The sequence below is a fragment of the bacterium genome (genome assembly GCA_019912885.1).
Lineage (GTDB): Bacteria > Lernaellota > Lernaellaia > JACKCT01 > JACKCT01 > JAIOHV01.
Genome location: JAIOHV010000222.1, coordinates 1 through 19,151, shown reverse-complemented (window position 1 = coordinate 19,151; position 19,151 = coordinate 1). Strand labels below are relative to the sequence as shown.

The following is a 19,151-nucleotide window of genomic DNA, read 5'->3' as shown; positions in this document are numbered from 1 at the left end:
CGAACGTTTCGCTCGCGCGCCGGTTTTTCTTGTGCGGCGATCGACTTGTCGCGCGGAATGCGGACCTTCTGGCCTTCGAGGATCCGGTTCGGGTTGTCGATGCCGGGGTTGGCCTCGAGCAGGTCGTTGACCGTCACATCGTAGCGTTCGGCGATTTCCGAGAGCGTGTCGCCGCGCTGCACGGTGACGTAATATCCGCACCCGGCCGCGAAAAGGACAAGCGCCGCGGCCAGCGCCGGGAACACGTATCGGCGGAGCGGCCGATCAGGGCTCACCGGGCGCTCCATGCGTCGCGGCAACAGACGCCGTGCGGCGGCGCTGGACGACGACATACGCGACGTAGCTGCCGATAATGGCGACCGCCAGGATGACCATCGCCACCGTCAACGATCCCTTGTATTCCTTGAGCACGTCCTCGCCGGCACCGAGGAAGTAGCCGAAGAACGCGAGCACTGCGCTCCACAGCGTGGAGCCGATGGCGGTGTAGAGCACGAACTTCGTCAGATTCATGCGCGCGAGCCCCGCGGGGATCGAAACGAGCTGTCGGATGACCGTGATGAATCGGCAGGTGAGCGTGGCGATGGCGCCGTAACGCTCGAAGAAATCGTCCGCCTTTTTCAGCTTCTCCTCGGTGACGAGGAAATACTTCCCGTAGCGCTCGAAAAACGGCCGGCCGAGCCAGAGCGCGGCGACGTAATTGATCATCGCCCCGATCACGGAGCCGACGCCGCCGCACAGAATGACGAGCGTCAGGGACATGCGGCCTTCCTGCGCGAGCGCGCCGGCCGGCGGAATGACGATCTCCGAGGGAAACGGGATCGCGGAGCTTTCGATCGTCATGCCGATGATAATGCCGAGATAGCCGAAGTCGTGGATGATGTTCTTCAGCGCCTCGAATATCGCGTAAACCAGATCGATCACCGCCGACCTCCAACGCCGTATCGCCCCACCAGGGGCACGAAACGGCAAGGACCGAGAATTTCTTTTATGAGGCCATCCCGGCGCTTCCGCAAGCAGACGAGCTGCTGGTCGTTCTCGTCGCCGATGGGAATCACAAGGCGACCGCCGACAGCCAGTTGTTGCGCGAGCGGTTCCGGCACCGCGGCCGCGTACGCCGCGCAGACGATCGCGTCGTACGGCGCGTGCTCCGGCCAGCCGCACGTGCCGTCGCCGATGCGCAAAAGAACATTGTGGTGCCCTAGCGCCACGAGGCGGCGTTCGGCGTCGCGCCCCAGGCGCGGCGAGCGCTCGATCGAAAACACGCGGTCGGCCAGGCGCGCGAGGATCGCGGTGAGATACCCCGAGCCCGCGCCGATTTCGAGCACCTTTTCCTTGCCGGCCAGATGCAGCGCCTCGGCCATGACCGCGACGATGTAGGGCTGGCTGATCGTCTGGCGCTCGCCGATCGGCAGCGCCGCGTCGTCGTAGGCGCGTGACGCAAGCGCGTCACCGACGAACGTTTCCCGCGGCACGCGCGCCATCGCCGCGAGCACGCGCGCGTCGCAAACGCCGCGCGCCTCGAGTTGGCGGATGACCATCTCGTTGCGCCGCTTTGCGATCCGGTCGCCGCCGGCGGCGATTGTCATGGTTCGGGAAATCCCGGGCCGTCGCGAAGCGCGGCCATGAGACGATCGTGCGTCGTGTCGAGCTGAAGCGGCGTTACGGAGATGAAACCCTTGGCCATCACCTCCATGTCGGAGTTCTCGACCTCCGTGTAACCGATCTCGCGGCCGCCGATCCAGTAATAATGCTGCCCGCGCGGATCGGCGTGCTGGAGGATGTCGCCCGAATAGACGCGGGTGCCCAGCCGCGCAAACCGGTAATCCGGCACCACACCCGGCGGGACATCGGGGATGTTGACGTTGAGAAGAATGCGTTCGGGCAGCGGCGAAGCGTACAGATAACGCGCGACGCGATGCGCGAATCGCGCGGCAAGACCGAAGTGATGCTCGGACTTCGCCGCGACGGAAATCGCGAACGACTGAATGCCCTGCAGCGCCGCCTCGCGCGCACCCGCGACAGTGCCCGAATAAATAACGTCGTCGCCGATATTGCCGCCGTCGTTGATGCCCGATACGACGAGATCAGGCCGCGTATCGCGGAGCACCACGTTGACGGCCAGATGAACGCAGTCCGCCGGCGTGCCGTCCACCGAATAGAAATCCTTTTCGATTTCCCGCACCCGCAAGGGCTGATGGATCGTCAGCGAGTGCGAGGTCGCGCTGCGTTCGCGATCCGGCGCGACGACGACGACACGCGCGAGATCCGAAAGCCCGGCCCGCAAGGCGGCCAGGCCGGGTGCGTGGATGCCGTCGTCGTTGGTGATGAGGATGAGCATGGCACGATCCGGCGGTGGGCCTTTGTCTTCTGAAAAAAAATCGCGCCGAACCCGGCCCGCGGCGATCGAATTATCGGGGCGAGAGGATTCGAACCTCCGACCCCCTGAACCCCATTCAGGTGCGCTACCAGGCTGCGCTACGCCCCGTTCGATCGATTCGCCGCGCGTGAGTCCGCCGCAAGCGGGCGGGGAATATAGCAAAGGCGCTCAGCGATCTTCAACCAATTCCTTGATCGCGACGATCCGGCGCCGCAGTTCGATGAGCGCCTGACGATAAACGTCTTCGGGTTTTCGCGGAGCGGCGGCGACCGGTCGCGGCGCGACACGCGGCTTTGTCCGCTCGACGAGCGCTTTTTTCGCGCCGGCGATGGTGAACTTCTCTTCGTAAAGCAGGCGCTTGATCTCGAGGATCAATTCCACCTCGCGCCTCTTGTAAAGGCGCTGGTTGGACGGCGTCTTGCTCGGCCGGACGATATTGAATTCGGATTCCCAATAGCGAAGCACATAAGGCTTCACGCCGGTGAGATCGCTGACCTCGCCGATCTTGAAGTAGAGCTTCTCGGGAATTTTGACCGCTTCGCCCACGCGGGCTCCCTTCCGTTATTCGATTCCGCCCGACGTCGGATTCGACTCGGGCGTCACGTCCACATCCTTGAGCGCCGAGCGAAGCACCTGGCTCGGCTTGAACGTCAAGACTCGCCGCGCGGAAATCGTGATCTCCTTGTTCGTCTGCGGATTGCGCCCGATGCGCGCACGCTTTTCGCGAACGACGAAGTTGCCGAAGCCGGAGATCTTGATTTTCTCACCGCGTTCCAGGGTTTCCTTGATGAGATCGAAAACCATTTCGACGATCTTCGCCGACTCTTTCTTGGAGAAGCCCACGCGCTCGTAAATGTTGTTGACGAGATCCGCCTTCGTCATGCCCATATCCTCCCCTACCACTTCATCGTAGCAGAGCTGTTTTCCCGTGGCAATCGAAAATTTCCCTGAACGAAACCAAGGCGTTAAAAGACATTACCTCAAGGAATTTCTTAATGAATGGCGTTCTCATCCCTTGTTGATTTCCACAATGGTTTCGGCAACTTGTCGGACAAACTTAAACTAGCTTCTTAACTTCGCGCCGAACCGCTCCGCAAGCGTCGCGATGCCCGCTTCGAACTTCTCGGCAACTTCGGCATCAGTGAGCGTGCCATCAAGGCTCTGGTAGGTGATGGAAAACGCGAACGACTTCTTGCCTTCGGGGATCCCCGCGCCGGCATACACGTCAAACAATTCCACGCTGGCGGTGACATCCGGTGCGGCCGTTCGCAGCGCCTCCATCATCGGACCCACGGGCATGGCGGCGTCAACCACGACGGCGACGTCGCGCGTTGTCGCCGGATAGCGCGACCAAACGGCAAAACGTGTCGCGGGAAGCAGCGAGGGGTCAATCGCGGAAAGGTCGATTTCGAAAACGTAGAGCGCGGCCGCGATGTCAAACGGTGCAAGCGCGTTTTCGGCAAGTCGTCCAAGCACACCGATCCTTTTGCCCGCGCCATCGCGAATCATCGCCGCCTGTCCGGTTTGCAACCATCCTGGCGCGCCGGCCGCGTCGTACGAGACGCCTGCGACGCCAAGCGATTCGAGCAGCGTTTCGCACGCGCCCTTGATGTCGAAGAAATCCACATCCTCGACGGGTCCCGGATATTTTTGCGGCCGGCGGCGGCCGCACAGCAAACCCGCCGCGTGCAGCGGTTCGCGCGGCCGTTCGTTCTCGCCGGCCCATTTGAAAACCGTGCGTACTTCAAACAGCGCGACGTCGGAAATCTGCCGAGCGAGGTTGTGCGCCGCCGCGGCGACAAGGCTTGGCGCAAGCATGGGGCGCATCGCCGACATCTCGAGCGAGATCGGATTGCGCAGGCGCACGAGCGCCGGCGCCGTTTGGTCGCCGTGCCCCGGCACGAACGGCGCCAGTTGCGCGGGGTTCATCATCGAAAGGGAAATCGCCTCGGAAAATCCCTGCCCCACCATCGCATCTCGGGCGGCGTCGATGATGATATCCGTGCGCGTGAGCGTCGCCGCGCCGGTGTGCGTCGCCGGTAGTGTGCGCGGGACGTTGTCGAACCCGACGCGACGCGCGACCTCCTCGATGAGATCGATTTCGCGCGTCAGATCGGCGCGAAATCCGGGAATCGAGACGCGCACCTCGTCCGCACTCGTAAAGTCCGCGGCAAGCTCCAGCGGACGCAAAAGATCGACGATTTCCCGCGCATCGATTTCGACGCCGATGACGTGCGTCGCCCGGCTGGGGCGAATGCCGACCACGGCGCGATCGCGCTTGCCGGGCCACGCGTCAAGCGCCACGTCCTCCGCGCGCCCGCCACCCCACGCCGCCATGAGCGCGCCCGCGCGCGCCAGCGCGACCGGTACGCTCTCCGGATCGACGCCGCGCTCGAAGCGGTAACTCGACTCGCTCGCGAGGCCGAGGCGTTTGGATGTCCGCCGCACCCCGACTGGGTCAAAGCGCGCGGACTCGATAAACACGGCCGTCGAGTCGTCGCCGATTTCCGTGTCCTCGCCGCCCATCACGCCGGCCAGCGCCACCGGCTTGTCGCCATCGCAAATGAGAAGATCTTCCGCGACGAGCGCGCGTTCCTTGCCGTCGAGCGTGCGAATCGTTTCGCCCGGCCTCGCGACGCGAACGACGATTTCGCGCGCGGTCAGAAGGCGTTCATCGAACGCGTGCAGGGGCTGACCAAGTTCGAGCATCACGTAGTTCGTCACGTCCACGATGTTGCTGATCGAACGCACGCCCGCGCTCTCCAGGCGAAGCTGCGCCGCCAGGGGAGACGGCGCGATGCGCAATCCGGAAACGACGAGGCCCGCGTACCGCGCGCATCTTTCGGGGCAATCGATCTTGATGCCGCGATGCGCGTTCGACGCCCGGAATTCCGGCGCGATTTCGACCGGAGGACGCGACAGCGCAACGCCGAGGGCGGCGGCGATCTCTCGCGCGACGCCGAGCACCGACAGGCAATCGGGGCGATTCGCCGTGACGGAGATCTCGATGATGTCGTCGCCGATCGCCGACTCGTCGAGCTCGGCGCCGGGAGCAAGATCATTCGGCAGAATCCACAGCCCGGCGTGATCGTGCGAGACGCCAAGCTCCTTTTTGGAAAGCAGCATGCCGGCGGACTCGACACCGCGCACCGCGCGCGTTTCGACGGCAAGCTCCGGCAGGCGCGCGCCCGGCGCGGCATACGGCACGATCCGCCCGGCGGCGGCATTCGGCGCGCCGCAAACGACGGTGCGCTTCTTGGTTCCGTCATCAACGACGCAAACCTTCAGTTGATCGGCGCCGGGATGCGGCTCGACGGAAACGATGCGCGCGGCGACCACGCCGCGCACGCCCGCCGCGATCGAGGTGACACCCTCAACCTCCAGGCCGACGCGGTTCAACACGTCGACGGCCTGCGCCGCGTTTTCCACGGCCACGAAATCCTGCAACCACCGAATGCCGATTTTCATGAGAAGCCCATCGGAAAGCGCGGCGACGCGCGCCGCGAAGGCGTCCCGCCTCCGCCAGGTGCGGAGCCGGGAGCGGATTCAGAACTGCGTCACGAAACGCATGTCGCCTTCGAAGAAATGGCGGATCTCGTTCACGCCGAACTTGAACATCGCCAGGCGCTCGATGCCCATGCCGAACGCGAACCCCGTGTATTCCTCCGGATCGTAACCGACCGCCTCAAACACGTTTGGATCGACCATTCCCGATCCAAGAATTTCCTTCCAGCCTGCGCCCTTGCACACGCGGCAGGTTGAACCGGCGATCTCGCCGGCGCCCCCGCAGATGAGGCAGGAGATATCGACCTCCGCGCTCGGCTCCGTGAACGGGAAAAAGCTTGGGCGAAAACGCGTTTTCGTTTCCGGACCGAAAAAGCGTCGCGCGAATTCGTCGAGCACGCCGAACAGATCGCCAAGCGTGATGTGCCGATCGACGATAAGCCCTTCGACCTGCGAGAACATCGGCGAGTGCGACGCGTCGAGCGCGTCGGAACGATACACCCAGCCCGGGCAAATCATGCGCAAGGGCGGCTTCACGCGCTCCATCGTGCGGATCTGCACGGGGCTCGTGTGCGTGCGCAAAAGGAAGTCCTTTGAAACGTAGAGCGTGTCCTGCATGTCACGCGAAGGATGATCGGGCGGAAAGTTCAGCGCGTCGAAGTTGTAATACTCCGTCTCCGCCTCCGGTCCTTCCTCCACCGAAAATCCCATGCCGCGAAAGATGTCGATCACCTCGCGTCGCACGAGCGTCAGCGGCGAAAGATGCCCGCGCGGGCGCAACCGCCCGGGCAGCGTGACATCGACCGCTTCGGCGGCGACGCGCGACGCGGCGGCAGCCATCTCAATCGCTGCGACGCGCTGCTCGAATGCCTGGGCGAGCCGCGTCTTCGCCTCGTTGACGCGCGCGCCCGCGGCGGGGCGCTCCTCGGCGGGCAGCGCGGAAAGCGTGCGCATCAGCCCGGCGACCTCGCCTTTTTTGCCAAGGTAGCGCACGCGCCACGCATCGAGCGCGGCGGCGTCGCCCGTGCTCTCCAGCTGGGCCAGCGCGGCGTCGACGATCCGCGTGATGCTATCGGCCATGAGCCGCCTGCGTCATCGGGGGCCGATCCGCTCCCTTACGGACGCGGTTCGCCCTCGGGGATCTGTCGCACCGTTTCGACGATACGCGTGAACGCCTCTTTGTCGTTGACGGCGATCTCGGCGAGGATCTTGCGATCGAGCTCGAGCCCCGCTTCCTTCAATCCGTGGATGAGGCGCGAGTACGAAATGCCGTTGGCCTTGGCCGCCGCGCTGATGCGGACGATCCACAGGCGGCGGAAATCGCGTTTCTTGTTTCGCCGGTCGCGATACTGAAACCGCATCGCCCGACGAACGGTGTTTTTCGCGGACGCGTAGGTATTTCCCCGCGATTCGCGGTAGCCCTTGGCCGCCTTGAGAACCTTCTTGTGCCGGGCACGTGTCTTGGTGCCGCGTCTGACGCGAGGCATCGCTCGCCTCCTTTTCCTGATGAAGAGATCCCGTGGGGATCCGGTTTACGTGTCGAGAAGTTCCTTGATGCGCCGCGTATCCGCCTTGTCGAGGACGCGCGTTCCGCGATTGTTGCGCTTCCGGTTCGGTGCCTTCTTGGTCAGAATGTGTCGCGCGTTCGATTTCTTGTGGGTCACCTTGCCGGTGCCCGTCAGCTTGAAGCGTTTACGCGCGGCGCGCTTCGTTTTCATTTTCGGCATATCGTCCTCCCGATTCGCGAGGTGTTTTTCGCCCGCGATCGTTTTCGTGGTCCTTATCTAGTGCTTCTTGGGCGATACGATCATCGACATGGTCCGGCCTTCCATCTTGGGCGCCGCGTCCATCACCGAGTGGTCGGCGACAATCGCGGCGATGCGGTCCAGATGTTTCAGGCCAAGCTCCGTGTGGACGATTTCGCGCCCGCGGAACATGATCGTGACCTTCACCTTGAATCCCTTCTCGAGGAATTCGTTGATTCGCTTCAGCTTCACCTGAAAATCGTGTTCACCGGTTTTCGGGCGCAGCTTGATCTCCTTCAGGGTCACCGTCGCCTGGTGCTTCTTGCCCTCGGACTGCCGCTTTTCCTGCTGAAACTTGTAGCGGCCGTAATCCATGATGCGGCACACGGGCGGCACGGCATCGGGCGCGACCTCCACGAGGTCAAGCCCCTGCTCGCTCGCGATCTGGATCGCGTGCGTCAGGGGTACGATGCCGAGCTGTTCGCCGTCGCCGCCGATCGCGCGGACGGTGTGCGCGACGATCTTGTCATTCACGCGAAGTCGTTTGGAAATAACCTATCCCCCTTAATGAATGGCCTTTTCGTCGATCTCGCGCTTCAGGCGCTCGATGAACGAATCGACCGTGATGGCTTCGATATTTTCCCCGCCCCGGTGGCGCGGCGCGACGGTGTCCGTCTCGGCTTCTTTCTCGCCGATCACGAGCATGTACGGCACTTTCTGCTGTTGCCACTCGCGGATTTTGTAACCGATTTTTTCATTGCGGAAATCGTCTTCCACCCGAATTCCCGCGGCGGCCAGCCTCTCGACGACCGTCCGCGCATATTCCTCGCTTTTTTCCGAAACCGTCAGCACGGCCGCCTGCACCGGCGCGATCCACGCCGGGAACGCTCCCTCGAAGTGCTCCGTCAGCACGCCGATGAAACGCTCGACCGAGCCGAAGATCACGCGGTGGATCATCACCGGGCGATGCGGATGGTTGTCCGAGCCGATGTACGTGCAATCGAATCGCTCCGGCAGATTGAAGTCGCACTGCACCGTCGCGCACTGCCACGCGCGCCCCAGGCAATCCTTCAATTTCACGTCGATCTTCGGGCCGTAAAACGCGCCGTCGCCCTCGTTGATCGTGTAGGGAAGATCGAGTTCCGTGAGCGATCGTTTCAGCGCGCCGATCGCCTCCTCCCAAATCTCGTCCGAGCCGAGCGCGCCCTCCGGCTTTGTCGAAATTTCCAGCGAGTAGTCGAAGCCGAAGATCGTCATCGCATCCTGGACGAAGCGGATGACGTTCTTGATCTCGTCATTGAGCTGTTCGGGCGTGCACAGAATGTGCGCGTCGTCCTGCGTGAACGCCCGCACGCGGAAAAGCCCGGCCAGCACGCCCGATTTCTCGTGCCGGTGCACAAGGCCGAGTTCGAAATAGCGCTGCGGCAGGTCACGGAAAGAGCGCAGCTTCGATTTGTAGATGAGCATGTGCGACAGGCAGTTCATCGGCTTGACGCCGTATTCCTGCTCGTCGATCCGCGTGAAATACATATTCGGCTTGTAATGATCGTAGTGCCCCGAACGCACCCACATGTCGCTTTTCAGGAGCGTGGGTCCGGACACGATCTCGTAGCCGCGCCGGTAGTGCTCCTGCCGTGCCCAGTCCTCGAGCGCGATGCGAAGGCGCATGCCCTTGGGATGAAAGATGGCAAGCCCGGCGCCGACGTCGTCGCTGAACGAGAACAGGTCGAGCTTCTTGCCGAGGATGCGATGATCGCGGCGCTTCGCCTCTTCGAGCAAACGCAAATATTCGTCGAGCTCTTCCTTCGTGGCGAACGCGGTACCGTAAATGCGTTGCAGCATCTTGTTCTTTTCGTCGCCGCGCCAGTACGCGCCCGCGACGGAAAGCAGCTTGAAGGCCTTGATCGCTCGCGTCGTCGGCACGTGAGGTCCGCGGCAAAGATCGAACCATTCGCCCTGCCGATAGATGCTCACCTTATCGACGCCGAGGTCGCGGATGATCTCGGCCTTGTATCCCTCGCCCATTTTTTCGAACAGCGCGATCGCCTCGTCCGCCGCCATCTCCGAGCGCTCGAAGCGGTCCTTGCGTTCGACGATTTTTTTCATCTGCTTTTCAATCGCCGCGAGGTCCTCGGGCGAAAACGCGTGCTCCGAATCAAAATCGTAATAGAAGCCGTTTTCGATCGCGGGCCCGATCGTCACCTTCGTGCCGGGAAATAGCGTCTGCACCGCCTCGGCCATGACATGGCTCGTCGAGTGACGGATGATCGGCAGAGCCTCGGGCTGATCGGCCTCGATGAACTCCACCGTACCGCCGTGCGAAAGCGGCGTGTGGAAATCGACAAGATCGCCGTCCACGCGCGCCGCGACGGCCTTCGGGTGGGCGGACCACACGGCCTTGTCCATCAGCCCGGAAAGGGTCGTTCCCTCGCCGAACGATTTGCTCTCGCCGGCCATGGTGATCGACATCTCGGACATCACGTCTCCCGCGCGCAAAACCGCGCGCGATACTCCACGTCACCCCGAACCCAAAGGCCCGGCGCGGCGTCAAAACGGAACCGATTTTTCCCAAGGCGCTCGCCTTTTGCGGCCCGGCGCGCGCCTTCGCGAAACCATCATTATAACGCACGGCGACGCACCGTGCCGACACTTCAACGCCCGACCGACAGAAATCCCGCGATGCGGGTGCGAGGGACGCGCGTTTTTGCCGGGGACTTTTCCCGGCGGCGGCCGGTTCCGTTAGGCGGGGCCGGTCGCGCGCGTCTTCGGACGGGCTTGGGAGCCCGCCATTCCTGAAGGTGGTAGGCTCGGGCGGACTCGAACCGCCGACCTCTACCGTGTCAAGGTAGCGCTCTAACCAAACTGAGCTACGAGCCTACACTTTTGCGTTGCCGCCCGGTCATTTCCGGGCAAACAGCCGGGGATGATTAACAAACGGGCCGCGGGCCGTCAAGCGAGTCGGCATCCCCGGCATTGTGAAAAAAGACGATCACCGATCGCGGAAAATTCGGTTCGCAAGTGTTACCGCACCCTCATTTCGATGTGTCCGTGGCGGAGACAACAACGCGAACCGCGCGGGCATTTTGACGGGGATAGCCATTTCGATCGCGATTCAAAAGCTCTCCATCCGCGAGCGCCCGCCGCTGTGGACAGTCAGACGCGGTCCGCCGAGGCCGTTTCCTGACGCACCGCGCCAGGCGCGGGTGGCGAATTTCCGCGGTTTCGGCTATCGTTCGGCCGCGACTTGTGGGGAAAAATATTCATGTCCGTGCTTTACGTTCTGCTACCGGTCGGCGCCGTCTTCGCGGCGGGATTCCTGATCGCGTTCGTGCATTTTGCGCGCCGCGGGCAGTTTGACGATCTGAAAACGCCGGCCATCCGCGTGCTGCACGAGGATCCTCCCGCCCGGCGCTGACGCCCTCCCCGACATCGGCGACCGAGCGGACCGACTGCCCATGAAACCGTACGTCCGTCCGATTTTGCTCGCTTTCGCGCCCCTGACCGTCATTTCGCTCATCATGACCTTCGGCGTGTACCGCGTGCTTCAGGGGTGGTTTGTTGACGACGCGTCCACCCTTTCGTCCGGCCTCGTACTCGGCAACGAGGCCGATCTGGCTGCCGCGGCGCTGGGCGACGGCGCGAAGGCCGGCGTACTCGACCGCATCGCCGGTGAACCCGGCGTCCTCGCGGTGGGGCTTTGCGCGCGGGACGGCACGCTGATGGCCGCGACGGATCGTTCGCTTGTCGCCTGCGCGCCGATCGCCGCGCGTTTTGACGCGGTGAAGGCGTATTCGCACGAGCCGGCCGCGCTTGCCGGCAGGAGCGTGCTCGTAACAGCGATTCCGATCGGGCGCGGTTCGCGCGACCTGGCCGTTATCGTGCGCGACATGGAGTCGGCCCACCGCCGGACCGGGAGCGTCGTCCTTTTTGCGCTGGTCGCGTTCGCGTTTTTCGCGACGGTTGCGGCGGCGGCGACGGCGATCATCACGCGCATGTCGTGGCGGATGTGGACGCAGAAGATGCTCGACTCCGTTCGCGGCGAGGCACCCCAGGAGCCGCGCTTCGTTCCGCTTTTGCGCGATGTGCGACGGCTGATTTCCGAGCTCGCCGTCGAGGAGCAGGGATCGGACGCGATCACCTGGAACCCCGGCCGGCTGCGCCGCCTTCTGATGCAGGATCTGCACGGCGAACGCATCCTTGTCGCGGCAAACCGCGAGCCCTATATCCACGCACGGCGCGAGAACGGCGAAATCGAGGTGCTGCATCCCGCGAGTGGGCTTGTGACGGCGCTCGAGCCGATCATGCGCGCGTGCTCCGGCGTGTGGATCGGGCATGGCAGCGGCAGCGCCGACCGCGAGGTGGTCGACGAGCACGACCGTGTGATGGTACCGCCCGGTGAAGAGTCCTACGCGCTGCGCCGCGTATGGCTCTCCAAAGAAGAGGAGCAAGGCTACTATTACGGCTTCGCGAATGAGGCGCTGTGGCCGCTATGCCACCTCGCGCACACGCGGCCGCAGTTTCGTGGCGAGGACTGGCGCTATTATCAGCACGTCAACCGCCTGTTCGCCGACGCGATCGTCTCGGAGGCGCGCGTGCCCGATCCGGTCGTGATGGTGCAGGACTATCACTTCGCGCTCCTGCCGCGCCTCGTGCGCGAGCGCCTGCCGGCCGCGACGATCATCACCTTCTGGCACATCCCCTGGCCGAACTCGGAGCGCTTCGGCGTCTGCCCGTGGCGCAAGGATATCATCGAGGGACTGCTCGGCAGCAGCATCATGGGCTTCCACACGCCGTCGCATTGCAACAATTTCTTCGACGCCGTGGATGCGTATCTGGAAGCGCGCATCGACCGCGATCAGCGCGCGGTCGTCTTCAAGGACCAGGTGTCGCTCGTGCGTTCGTACCCCATCTCCGTGGATATGCCGAATCACTGGGCCGAACGAACGCCCGCGCCTCCTCAATGCCGCAAGCAGGTATTCGAGGAGTTGGGGCTGCCCGAAAACATGATGCTCGGCGTCGGCGTGGATCGCCTGGATTACACCAAGGGCATCGAGGAGCGCCTTGGCGCGGTGGAACGCCTGTTCGAACAATTTCCGGAATTCATCGGGCGCTTCACGTTCGTGCAGCTCGCGGCGCCGAGCCGCACGGCGATCGGCCCCTATCAGGAGCTGGCGGGCCGCGTTCGTGTGATCGTCGAACGCGTGAACGCCCGCTTCGGGCGTGACGGGTTTCGGCCGATCGTTTATTTTGAGGAACACCACGAGCCGCCGCGCGTGTTTACCTATTTCAAGGCCGCGGACGTCTGCTACGTCAGCAGCCTGCACGACGGCATGAACCTCGTGGCCAAGGAATTCGTCACCGCCCGCGACGACGAGGCCGGTGTGTTGATGCTCTCCTGCTTCACCGGCGCGGCGCGCGAGCTGACCGAGGCGCTGATCGTGAATCCTTACGACCTGGACGAGGCGGCGGCGGCGATGTCCGCCGCGTTGCACATGTCGCCCGAGGAGCAGGCCGAACGCATGCGCTCGATGCGCGCGTACGTTTCGCATTTCAATATCTACCGCTGGGCGGGCGCGATGCTCGTCGACGCGGGACGCGTGCGTCACCGCGAACGTCTCGCCGAGCGGCTCGAGGAAAGCGCGTTTGGGGTGCCTGCGTGAGGCTCCTTTTCGACGAGCGCGAGGTTCTCGATCGCCTGACCGACGCGCGCGCGCTGTTCGTGTTCGATTTCGACGGCACGCTTGCGCCCATCGTGGAGCATCGCGACGACGCCATGATGCGCGATTCCACGCGCGAGCTGATGCGGCGGCTCTCGGAGATCGCGCCGTGCGCGATCATCACCGGCCGTTCGCGCGCCGACATCCTCCCGCGTCTCGCGGGCGTTCGCCTGGTTCGCATCATCGGCAATCACGGCGCCGAATCCGACGATCGCGACCCGAAGCTCGACCGCATTGGCGAGACTGTCGGCGCGTGGGCGGATCGCCTGTCGTTCGAGCTTGGCGGCGTGCCGGGCGTGAGCGTCGAAAACAAGGGACTTTCCATCTCATTGCACTTTCGCGCGGCATCGGACCAGGCCGAAGCCGAGCGGCGCGTCCGCGAGGCGGCGTCGAAGATCGCGGGCGCCCTGATTACGGGCGGAAAGTGCGTCGTCAACCTGACGCCACCCGACGCGCCGCACAAGGGCGACGCCTTGCGCCGCGTGCGCGACGAGATCGGCGCGTCGGTCGTTTTTTTCCTCGGCGACGACGTGACCGATGAAAGCATCTTCGCGCTGCCCGACGAGGACATCGTTTCGGTGCGCGTCGGGGCGGACCCCGACTCGCGAGCGCCGTTTTTCATCCGCGATCAGGACGAGGTCGACCGGCTGCTCGCCAAGCTCGTGCGCTTGCGGGAATAGGGAACGCGCGCCCCATACCGGGCGCGATTGACAGCGCATCGCGCCGCTCCTAGTTTTGCCCCCGCCCACGGCCGCCGCATGCCGAACTTTCCAAGCCGACTCCATCGCCTGACGCGCCATCCCCGCCTCGCGTTCCTGCGCCCGATCCTCGACCGCGTGCGCCTTTCGTACCAGGGCGGGCTGATGTTTGCCGCCATCGTCATCGGCCTTGCCGGCGGCGGCGGAGCGGTGATTTTCCGCAAGCTGATCAAGGCGATCGAGCATTTCGTGCTCCTGGTGGCCGGCGGCGCGACGTCGCACCACCTGGCGAATCATGAGATTCTGCACAACATTGGAGAGTTTCCGCTCGCGCTGAAAATCGCCGTGCTCGTCATCGGCTCGCTGCTGTCCGGATCGATCGTCTACCGGTTTGCGCGCGAGGCCAAAGGCCACGGCGTCCCTGACGTGATGGAGGCGGTGGCGCGCAAGGGCGGCGCCATCCGCAAGCGAGTCGCGGCCGTCAAGACGATCGCCAGCGCCATTTCCATCGGCTCGGGACAGAGTCTCGGAAGCGAGGGTCCGATCGCGCAGATCGGCGCGGCGATTGGAAGCGGTCTCGGCCAGTTCCAGAAACGCGGACCGGAACAGACCCGGCTTCTTGTCGCGTGCGGCGCCGCCGCGGGCATCGCGGCGACGTTCAACGCGCCGATCGCGGGTATGTTCTTCGCGATGGAGATCGTACTCGTCGATTTCGCGGTGGGATCCATGGCCGCGCTCGCGGTGTCGAGCGTCGTCGCGACGATCGTCAGCCGCGCGGTGCTCGGCGACAATCCGGCATTCACGATCCAGCGCGACTTCGTTCTCGCGTCGCCGCTCGAGATCCCCGCCTACGTCCTCCTGGGCCTTACCGCCGGGTTTGTCGCGGTCGGGTTTTCGCGCCTGCTCTACGTTTTCGAGGACACGTTCGACGCGCTGAAAAAGATCCCCGAACCGCTGCGCCCGGCCATCGGCGCCGTCGGCGTCGCATTCATCGGTCACGGATTTCCGCAGGTGTTCGGCGTCGGTTACGAGGTGATCGACGCGATCTTCCTCGGTGAATATGCCTTGGGATTCCTTGCCGTTCTCGTCGCCGCGAAGGTGCTGGCGACGTGCGTTTCGGTGGGCGCCGGAAACTCCGGCGGCGTGTTCGCTCCGAGCCTCGTCATCGGCAGCGCACTTGGCGGCGCGTTCGGCTTTCTCGCTCAGGGCTTTTTCTCGTTTGACCTCGAGCCCGCGGCGTACGCCGTCGTCGGCATGGCCGCGGTCGTTTCCGCGACGACGCACGCGCCCCTGACCGCCCTTCTCATCGTGTTCGAGATGACCGACGGCTACGCGATCATCCTTCCGCTCATGCTCACCTGCGCGGTGTCGACGGTTGTCGCGCGCATCCTTTCCCGCGATTCGATTTACACGCTCAAGCTTTCGCGCAAGGGCATCATGCTGACCGGCGGGCGCGAGGAAAGCATCCTTCGTTCGCTCGAGGCGCGCTCGGTGATGAGCCGCGACATCCCGACGGTGCCGCGCGCGACACCATTTCGGCGCCTGGTGGAAATCATGCTCGGCGGCTCGCGAAGCCACGTTTACGTCACCGACGAGGACGGATCTCTGACGGGAACGATGAATCTCTACACGATCAAGGACATCCTTCAGGAACAGGGCCTGGGGACGCTCATCATCGCGGACGACGTCATGAGCCGCGATCCGCCGCGCCACGCGCCCGATGACACGCTTGCCGATTGCCTGGAGACGATGGCCGGCCACGAACTCGACGAATTGCCGATCGTCGATCACAACAATCGTCTGGTGGGCACGCTTTCGCGCGCGGATGTCATCGCCGCGTATCACAAGGAAGTGGTGCGGCAATCGTTGCTCGGCCATCGCCATATCCGCGCGGCGTTCGCCGACGACGCCTCGACGCAGCTCGCGCTCGAACCGGGGCTCGACATGCGCGAGATCGCGATCCGCGGCGAACTTGTCGGAACCACGCTGCGCGATCTGAATTTGCGCGCGCAATACGGCATCAACTGCGTCGCGGTGCGTCATCCGGGCGATGACGGGCGGTCGCATCGCTCCCTGCCCCACGCCGACGCGCCGTTGGCCGAAAACGACGTGCTGATCTGCGTCGGCCGGCCGGAGCAGTTCCGAAAGATGCAACAGGACCTGGTGGGGAAGTTGTAGGCGTCAGCACATCGTCGTCGAATGTCGGCGACGACGAGGAACGCGAACGGGAGCGCGGCGCGGCACGGGAAAAGGCGACGAACGCGATCACGCGGCCCAAGAGTGCCGCAACGCCGTCAATCGTCGTGAGCCGTGTACCAGCGGCTTCCGGCCTTGTGACGGGCGTTGAGCGTGTACGCGCTTTCGCTGATTTCGATCCACTCGAACGTGACGTTCGGCGTGTCGAGCAGGTTGCGGTCGACTTTGACAAGCTCGTCCATGCTCGTCGCGTATTTGTCGTGCGAGGCCTTGTACGTGCCCTGCGCGATCGCAACGCCTTTCGCAAAGGCTTCTGCATTCGAATCGAACGCCGACATGCGATACCGTTGAAGACGCGGAAAAGCCAGAAGAACAAGGATCGAAACAATGCCGACGGTGACGATGATTTCGATGAGGCTGAATCCGCGCGCGATCAGGGCTCCGGATCGAGCCGGCGCACAATCACCCGGTTGCTTTTCCCGGATCGTCCCACGATGTCGATCCATAACAAGTCCTCCTCCGGCCCGGCCGGAAAATCGGGAATCTGAACGAGTAGCCGCACGCGCCCCGGTCCGAGATAAACCGGGATGACGGCCGCGCGATAGATCGTATCGTCGTCCTTACGATGGACCTGGCCTTCGACGTTTTCGAAAGTCCGTCGGCCCGGAGGGGAGCCGAATTCCTCGACCTCGAGGAACACGCGCAATCGGCCGTCCGTTCGGAGATGCGCGCTGTGCAGCGCGACCCGCACGGGGACGTCGTCGCCGGCGCCGAAACGTCCCCCGCCAATGCGGGCGTAAAGCGTGAAAGCCGCGGCGGCCGCGACGACGGACAAGGCCAGTCCCCCCCAACGGCGCTGCCGGCCACGCCGGCGAACAGCATCGAGGTCGCGGCGGACCATTTCCTCTTCGAGAGCGTGGAGCTTGTCGAACGAGGATTTCAATCGCCGCGAGGGCAAGGCTTGGCGCCCGGCCGCGTCCGGCCCGTTTCCCTCAAAACTGACCATTCTCCTTTTCTTCGTCCTGAACCCTGAAAAAGTAAACAAAAAAACGCGCGCGCCGAGGAGATTTTCTCTTGACCGCATACCGCCTGACGCACGAACATTCCTTTCGTGAAATCCGATAATTCGTTGATTTCGAAAGCCGTCTGAATGCCAGCGACACCGGAAATGTTCGTCGTCAGCCTCGCGGCCGTCCTTTTTCTGGGTGTGCTTTCCCAGTGGATCGCCTGGCGCGTGGGCGTGCCGTCGATTCTGGTGCTGCTTGTCGTGGCGTTTATCGCGGGCCCCGTGACCGGGCTTCTCGACCCGGATCGCCTGATCGGCGACCGCATTTTTCCCATCGTATCGCTTTCGGTCGCGATCATCCTTTTCGAGGGCGGCCTCAACCTCAAATTCACCGAAATCCGCGCGGTCGGGACCGCCATCGGCCGCCTTCTGACCTGGGGCGCGTTCGTCACGTGGGTGCTCGCGGCGGGCGGCGCCTACGTGCTGCTCGACATGAACCCGTCTCTTTCCGTGCTGTTTGGCGCGATCCTGGTCGTCACCGGCCCCACGGTCGTCATCCCCATGTTGGCGACATTGCGCCCGCGCGCGCATGTGGCCGCTGTGCTCAAGTGGGAAGGCATCGTCATCGACCCGATCGGCGCGACGCTCGCCGTTCTCGTGTTCGAGACCATCGTGGCCGGGGGCATCAAGACAGCGCCGACGCTCGCGATCCTCGGCCTTCTGAAGACGCTCGTCTTCGGCGGCATGTTCGGCGTGCTCGGCGCCGTCGGGCTGATCCTGCCGATGCGGCGTTACGCGGTGCCCGACTCGCTGCACATCCCCGCGACGTTGACACTTGTCATTCTCGCGTTCGCGGGCGCCAATCACGTGCAGACTGACTCGGGATTCCTCGCGGTCACGCTCATGGGCATCATCCTCGCGAACCAGAAGGCCATCGCGATTCAGCACATCATCGAATTCAAGGAAACGCTGCGCGTTCTTCTGATTGCCGTCTTGTTCATTGTATTGGGCGCGCGATTCAAGGCGAGCGACCTTTCCGTCGTCGATTTCGGCGCCGTTGCGTTTCTCGCTTTCCTCATTGTCGTCGTGCGTCCCGTGGCCGTCTGGGTGTCGACGTTTCGCTCGGGATTCGGCGCGCCGGAAAAGCTGTTTCTGGCGGCTTTCGCCCCCCGCGGCATCGTCGCGGCGTCGGTGTCCGCGATCTTCGGTTTCAAGCTCGCCGCGATCGGTTATCCGGACGCCGAGCGCCTCATGCCGCTGACATTCACCATCATCGTCGGGACCGTCCTGATTTACGGACTGTTCACGCCGATCATCGCGCGCGCGCTTTCCATCTCCAATCCCGATCCGCAGGGCATCCTCATCGCGGGAGCGCACCGGCCGGCGCGCGCCATCGCCAAGGCGCTGCAAGCCGAGGGAATCTACGTCGTTCTCGTCGACACCAACCTGCAAAACGTCCAGCGAGCGCGGGGCGAACACCTGGTCGCGTACCACGGCAACATTCTTTCGCCGACGATCGCCGACGAGATCGGCCTGCACGGCATCGGCCGCCTGATCGCGATGACGCCGAACGACGAGGTCAACACGCTGGCGGCGATCGGGTTCGAACGCACGTTCGGGCGCGCGTCGGTCTTTCAACTCGCTTCCGCGGTCAAGGAAACCGAGTCGGGCAAATCCGCGCAAACGGGATTGCATCGCCGTCTGCTTTTCGGCCCGGGCGCCAACTACGATTCGATCACGAAGCGGATGAACGAAGGCGGCGAGGTGCGCCGCGTGAAACTGACCAGGGAGTTCGACTGGGCGCGATTGCAGTCGCGCGCCGGTAAAAGCATGATCCCCATGTTCGTCGTCGACAACGACGAACACGCCCAGATCTTTACCCCGGACGCCGCACTCGTCCCGAAATCG

19 protein-coding genes and 2 tRNA genes are annotated in these 19,151 nt (G+C 63.9%); 5 read left to right on the top strand and 16 right to left on the bottom strand.

The window, feature by feature from the left end; translation table 11 throughout:
• From K8I61_19640 to K8I61_19575, 14 genes are all read right to left on the bottom strand, one after another.
• Nucleotides 1–275: LysM peptidoglycan-binding domain-containing protein (locus K8I61_19640; protein MBZ0274258.1), on the bottom strand; the 275-nt coding region annotated here is incomplete at its 3' end.
• A complete protein-coding gene (locus tag K8I61_19635; protein MBZ0274257.1) occupies nt 265–840 on the bottom strand; it encodes a DedA family protein in 576 nt (191 codons plus the stop codon). The genes K8I61_19640 and K8I61_19635, both read right to left, overlap by 11 nt.
• A gap of 77 nt (nt 841–917) precedes the next feature.
• Nucleotides 918–1,586 carry a protein-L-isoaspartate(D-aspartate) O-methyltransferase gene (locus tag K8I61_19630; GenBank protein ID MBZ0274256.1) on the bottom strand — a complete coding sequence of 223 codons (669 nt, stop codon included), beginning with the start codon at nt 1,584–1,586 and terminating at the stop codon, nt 918–920.
• Nucleotides 1,583–2,338, bottom strand: a complete 756-nt coding sequence (gene surE, locus K8I61_19625; protein ID MBZ0274255.1) for a 5'/3'-nucleotidase SurE — start codon at nt 2,336–2,338, stop codon at nt 1,583–1,585. Before surE ends, K8I61_19630 begins: the two co-directional genes overlap by 4 nt.
• Nucleotides 2,339–2,411: 73 nt before the next feature.
• A tRNA-Pro gene (locus K8I61_19620) sits at nt 2,412–2,485 on the bottom strand.
• 60 nt (nt 2,486–2,545) lie between these two features.
• Nucleotides 2,546–2,923 carry a MerR family transcriptional regulator gene (locus K8I61_19615; protein ID MBZ0274254.1) on the bottom strand — a complete coding sequence of 126 codons (378 nt, stop codon included), beginning with the start codon at nt 2,921–2,923 and terminating at the stop codon, nt 2,546–2,548.
• Nucleotides 2,924–2,938: 15 nt separating this feature from the next.
• Nucleotides 2,939–3,259, bottom strand: a complete 321-nt coding sequence (locus K8I61_19610; GenBank protein MBZ0274253.1) for an integration host factor subunit alpha — start codon at nt 3,257–3,259, stop codon at nt 2,939–2,941.
• Nucleotides 3,260–3,439: 180 nt separating this feature from the next.
• On the bottom strand, nt 3,440–5,845 hold the full coding sequence (pheT, locus tag K8I61_19605; GenBank protein MBZ0274252.1) for a phenylalanine--tRNA ligase subunit beta: 2,406 nt from the start codon (nt 5,843–5,845) through the stop codon (nt 3,440–3,442).
• A gap of 78 nt (nt 5,846–5,923) precedes the next feature.
• A complete protein-coding gene (pheS, locus tag K8I61_19600) occupies nt 5,924–6,961 on the bottom strand; it encodes a phenylalanine--tRNA ligase subunit alpha (GenBank protein ID MBZ0274251.1) in 1,038 nt (345 codons plus the stop codon).
• Nucleotides 6,962–6,996: 35 nt separating this feature from the next.
• Complete coding sequence (gene rplT, locus K8I61_19595; GenBank protein ID MBZ0274250.1) at nt 6,997–7,368, bottom strand: 50S ribosomal protein L20; 372 nt, start codon at nt 7,366–7,368, stop codon at nt 6,997–6,999.
• Between the two features lie 45 nt (nt 7,369–7,413).
• Nucleotides 7,414–7,608 (bottom strand): 50S ribosomal protein L35, encoded by a 195-nt coding sequence (rpmI, locus tag K8I61_19590; GenBank protein ID MBZ0274249.1) that lies wholly within the window; start codon nt 7,606–7,608, stop codon nt 7,414–7,416.
• Nucleotides 7,609–7,665: 57 nt separating this feature from the next.
• A complete protein-coding gene (gene infC, locus K8I61_19585) occupies nt 7,666–8,178 on the bottom strand; it encodes a translation initiation factor IF-3 (GenBank protein ID MBZ0274248.1) in 513 nt (170 codons plus the stop codon).
• A 12-nt stretch (nt 8,179–8,190) separates the two neighbouring features.
• Nucleotides 8,191–10,104, bottom strand: coding sequence for a threonine--tRNA ligase (thrS, locus tag K8I61_19580; GenBank protein MBZ0274247.1), 1,914 nt, complete (start codon nt 10,102–10,104; stop codon nt 8,191–8,193).
• 321 nt (nt 10,105–10,425) lie between these two features.
• Nucleotides 10,426–10,503, bottom strand: a tRNA-Val gene (locus K8I61_19575).
• Nucleotides 10,504–10,888: 385 nt separating this feature from the next.
• Between K8I61_19575 and ccoS the strand changes: the two genes are divergently transcribed.
• From ccoS to K8I61_19555, 4 genes are all read left to right on the top strand, one after another.
• Nucleotides 10,889–11,041, top strand: a complete 153-nt coding sequence (ccoS, locus tag K8I61_19570) for a cbb3-type cytochrome oxidase assembly protein CcoS (protein MBZ0274246.1) — start codon at nt 10,889–10,891, stop codon at nt 11,039–11,041.
• 40 nt (nt 11,042–11,081) lie between these two features.
• Nucleotides 11,082–13,286 carry a trehalose-6-phosphate synthase gene (locus K8I61_19565; protein ID MBZ0274245.1) on the top strand — a complete coding sequence of 735 codons (2,205 nt, stop codon included), beginning with the start codon at nt 11,082–11,084 and terminating at the stop codon, nt 13,284–13,286.
• Nucleotides 13,283–14,023, top strand: a complete 741-nt coding sequence (gene otsB / locus K8I61_19560) for a trehalose-phosphatase (GenBank protein ID MBZ0274244.1) — start codon at nt 13,283–13,285, stop codon at nt 14,021–14,023. The genes K8I61_19565 and otsB overlap by 4 nt, the downstream gene beginning before the upstream one ends.
• Nucleotides 14,024–14,101: 78 nt before the next feature.
• A complete protein-coding gene (locus K8I61_19555) occupies nt 14,102–16,219 on the top strand; it encodes a chloride channel protein (GenBank protein MBZ0274243.1) in 2,118 nt (705 codons plus the stop codon).
• A gap of 116 nt (nt 16,220–16,335) precedes the next feature.
• Here K8I61_19555 and K8I61_19550 read toward each other — a convergent pair whose 3' ends face one another.
• Nucleotides 16,336–16,743: a prepilin-type N-terminal cleavage/methylation domain-containing protein gene (locus K8I61_19550; GenBank protein ID MBZ0274242.1), complete on the bottom strand. Its 408-nt coding sequence runs from the start codon at nt 16,741–16,743 to the stop codon at nt 16,336–16,338.
• Entirely contained in the window at nt 16,671–17,243 is a 573-nt protein-coding gene (locus K8I61_19545; GenBank protein MBZ0274241.1) for a hypothetical protein, read from the bottom strand. The genes K8I61_19550 and K8I61_19545 overlap by 73 nt, the downstream gene beginning before the upstream one ends.
• 144 nt (nt 17,244–17,387) lie before the next feature.
• On the opposite strand from K8I61_19545, the gene K8I61_19540 reads away from it, so the two are divergent.
• The coding region (locus tag K8I61_19540) for a cation:proton antiporter (GenBank protein MBZ0274240.1) at nt 17,388–19,151 on the top strand (1,764 nt) is incomplete at its 3' end.